This window comes from Paenibacillus sp. IITD108, assembly GCF_036541265.1.
Taxonomy (GTDB): Bacteria; Bacillota; Bacilli; order Paenibacillales; family Paenibacillaceae; genus Pristimantibacillus.
On sequence record NZ_JAZHCT010000103.1, the window covers coordinates 1 to 309 of the forward strand.

1 rRNA gene is annotated in these 309 nt (G+C 52.4%); it reads right to left on the reverse strand.

The features are described 5' to 3' along the window. Positions 1-309 (reverse strand): 23S ribosomal RNA (locus V1L65_RS28685); the annotation flags it as partial.

The following is a 309-nucleotide window of genomic DNA, read 5'->3' on the forward strand; positions in this document are numbered from 1 at the left end:
CAGCCTCACTGCTTGGACGGACTATTCCATCAGTCCGCGTCACTGCCCTTCTGTGTCACCCCAATTGCTCATAACGGCTTACGGTGGTACAGGAATTTCAACCTGTTGTCCTTCCACTACGCCTTTCGGCCTCGCGTTAGGTCCCGACTTACCCTGAGCGGACGAACCTTCCTCAGGAAACCTTGGGCTTTTGGCGGACAAGATTCTCACTTGTCTTTTCGTTACTCATACCGGCATTCTCACTTGTATACCGTCCACCAGTCCTCACGGTCTGACTTCAACCTATATACAACGCTCCCCTACCCAAGT